This is a genomic window from Candidatus Korarchaeota archaeon NZ13-K (genome assembly GCA_003344655.1).
GTDB lineage: Archaea > Korarchaeota > Korarchaeia > Korarchaeales > Korarchaeaceae > Korarchaeum.
The window spans coordinates 1-2,505 of sequence record MAIU01000122.1 but is presented as its reverse complement, the minus strand read 5'-3'; the positions used below and the strand labels follow the sequence as shown (position 1 = coordinate 2,505).

Genomic DNA, 2,505 nt, shown 5'->3' with positions numbered 1-2,505 from the left:
GGCCGGGGGTTCGAGTCCCCCCGCCCCGATCACTCAACCCTCCTCATTATGAAGCCCCCCAAGAGCGTCCTCTCCAAGTTCTTCGCTATGATCTCCTTCATGGCTCCCTCCAGCTCATCCCGATCCATGGATCTCACCGTCTGATAGGCCTCCCTCCTCAGCGAATCGTGCTCCTCGCAAGCCAGGAATAGGTCCTCGTCCGCCATGAGGATCCCCCTCCTTATGAGCTCCCTGAGGGGGAGCCTGTTCTTCTCGGAGAGCACCTCGGAAGGAAGCTCGGAGAACCTCTCCCTGATATCCCTTAAAGCCTCAGCCACTTCATCGTCCGTGGGTGTTTTTCCCATCCGAATTTCCTCAAGCAGGTGCAGCAGATCTACTCTCATGTGAGTCACGGATCCCCATGAGGCTATAAAAACTCGCGGAGGCGACTTGCCCGCACGGGCCGTGGGGAAGGTATGCTCTAAAAGTTACGTGACAGATAATTGGATTTCATATCCGGTGAAATCGCAATATTCGTAAAAATTTTGCAGTGAGGGATCAGACAAGCTTTTTAAATATGTCGATCCCTCTGGTGAGATGAGGGCGAGACTCGTAAGTTCGCTTACCCTGGCCTCAGTTGCGGTGATTTCAGTATACTCTTACCTCTTCTTCAAACCCAGCCCCTCGGAATTCCTCTGGCTGGCGATCTTGGTGGTCTGGATACTCCTGGTCATCTTCTTCATAGCTAGGAGGATAGCTGAGTGGCAGAACTTCTACGTGGCTAGGAAGGTGATCCACATACTTACGGGAGGCGTTGCTGCCTTCCTAGCACCTTACATCTTCAGCTCACCAGCGATCCCTCTGATAGGGGGATTGGGCATGTTCGCCCTGACGCTCCTACCCAGGGTTCTCGGTAGGAAGTTCGACTGGTTCCAAGTTGAGGGGAACTGGGGGGAGGTTTGGTTCTGTCTCACGTGGACCGCCGTCATCTGCGGCCTCTGGTACTTGGACCTGAGAGCTGGCGTCGCATCAGCTCTCTTCATGGCTGTGGGAGATGGGGTAACGGGCATCGTCAGGAATAAGGTTTATGGCAGGTGGAGCAAGGGGGTCGCGGGAAGCATCGCCATGCTTCTCGTCTCCTTACCGATAGGGTACTACTACAAGGGGGTTGCTGGTGTAATCGCATCGCTCGGCGCCACGCTCATCGAGAAGTGGAAGAGCGTCGATGACAATATAACAGTCCCGCTCCTATCGGCTTTAATAATGGTTTTATTTTCATAAGGGGATTAAATGAAGAGATCTGAGACCTTAAGAAAGATAATTCACATGCTGTTTTCGCTGATTCTAGCAGCACCCTTGCTCCTGAGAGAGTATGTCGAGCCGGGGATCCTCTATGGGGCGGCGCTAGCACTCGGAGGGTTGATTTACTCGATTCAGGTCAAGGGCCCTCCGGATTGGCTGAGAGCGAGCATGCAGTTACCCCAAATCAGACACTTGGAGGTCATAGTTGAGTCCTTCGAGAGGCTGGTGAGCATGGTCGAGAGGGATTACGAGAGGAGGAGTGGCTGGCTCGGTATGATCTCCGGCCTGATGGGAGGGGCCTCCTCTTACTTCATCTTCGGGTCTTATGTCATCTACGGGGTTCTCGGGCTCTTCTGGGTGGATGGTGTCTCGACCATCGTGGGAACCAACATCGGGGCCAGGAGGGTGCCGTTCACCAACAAGACGATTGAGGGTACGCTGGCTGGTTTTCTCTCTTTCTTCATCGTCATGGTCCTCATCACTGGGAACTTACCAGGCTCCCTAATCTTAGCATCAGCATCCTCTTTGGCGGAGCTCTACGGTGCGGAAGATAACATAGCAGTGCCCTTGGTGGCTTCGGCCATCGCCTACCTGATGGCCCTCCCGCTACCACTGTGAAACCCTTTTTAATCGCTGGGGCGCTAGCCCGGGGGGTAAGTTGATACCCATATCCAGGCCCTGCATAGGTGAGAAGGAGATCCTGAAAGTCATTGAGGTCCTGAAGTCAGGGATGTTGGCTCAAGGGGAGCTTGTTGAGAGGTTTGAGCGAGCCTTTGCATCATACATCGGAAGCAAGTATGCTGTCGCTGTCTCTAACGGAACCGCGGCCCTTCACGTGGCGCTCATAGCAATGGGCGTGGGACCGGGTGACGAGGTCATAGTGCCCAGCTACAGCTTCTTCGCGACAGCCTCTGCCGTGATACTCTCTGGCGCGAGACCTGTTTTCGCCGATGTGGACCCCAGGACGGGTACCATAGACCCAGATGAGGTCAGGAGGAAAATATCAGGGAGGACCAAGGCTGTGATACCTGTCCACATCCACGGACATCCTGCAGATCTGGATGCTATAAGGGAGGCCGGTGGGGGGAGGGAAGTCCTCGTCTTGGAGGACTGCGCTCAGGCGCACGGTGCGCTCTACAAGGGGAGGAGGGTGGGTGGCATCGGCGAGGCAGGGGCCTTCAGCTTCTATCCGACCAAGAATATGACCACAGGGGAGGGTGGGAT

At 55.1% G+C, this 2,505-nt stretch carries 4 protein-coding genes; 3 read left to right on the top strand and 1 reads right to left on the bottom strand.

Annotated elements, in window-relative coordinates; genetic code table 11:
* Positions 1-29: 29 nt before the first annotated feature.
* Entirely contained in the window at positions 30-383 is a 354-nt protein-coding gene (locus BA066_07665) for a hypothetical protein (protein RDD52819.1), read from the bottom strand.
* A 193-nt stretch (positions 384-576) separates the two neighbouring features.
* Between BA066_07665 and BA066_07660 the strand changes: the two genes are divergently transcribed.
* From BA066_07660 to BA066_07650, 3 genes are all read left to right on the top strand, one after another.
* Positions 577-1,260: a hypothetical protein gene (locus BA066_07660; GenBank protein RDD52818.1), complete on the top strand. Its 684-nt coding sequence runs from the start codon at positions 577-579 to the stop codon at positions 1,258-1,260.
* A 9-nt stretch (positions 1,261-1,269) separates the two neighbouring features.
* Positions 1,270-1,899: a hypothetical protein gene (locus BA066_07655; protein ID RDD52817.1), complete on the top strand. Its 630-nt coding sequence runs from the start codon at positions 1,270-1,272 to the stop codon at positions 1,897-1,899.
* Positions 1,900-1,939: 40 nt separating this feature from the next.
* Positions 1,940-2,505, top strand: a 566-nt coding sequence (locus BA066_07650) for a DegT/DnrJ/EryC1/StrS family aminotransferase (GenBank protein RDD52816.1), incomplete at its 3' end; no start/stop codon positions are given.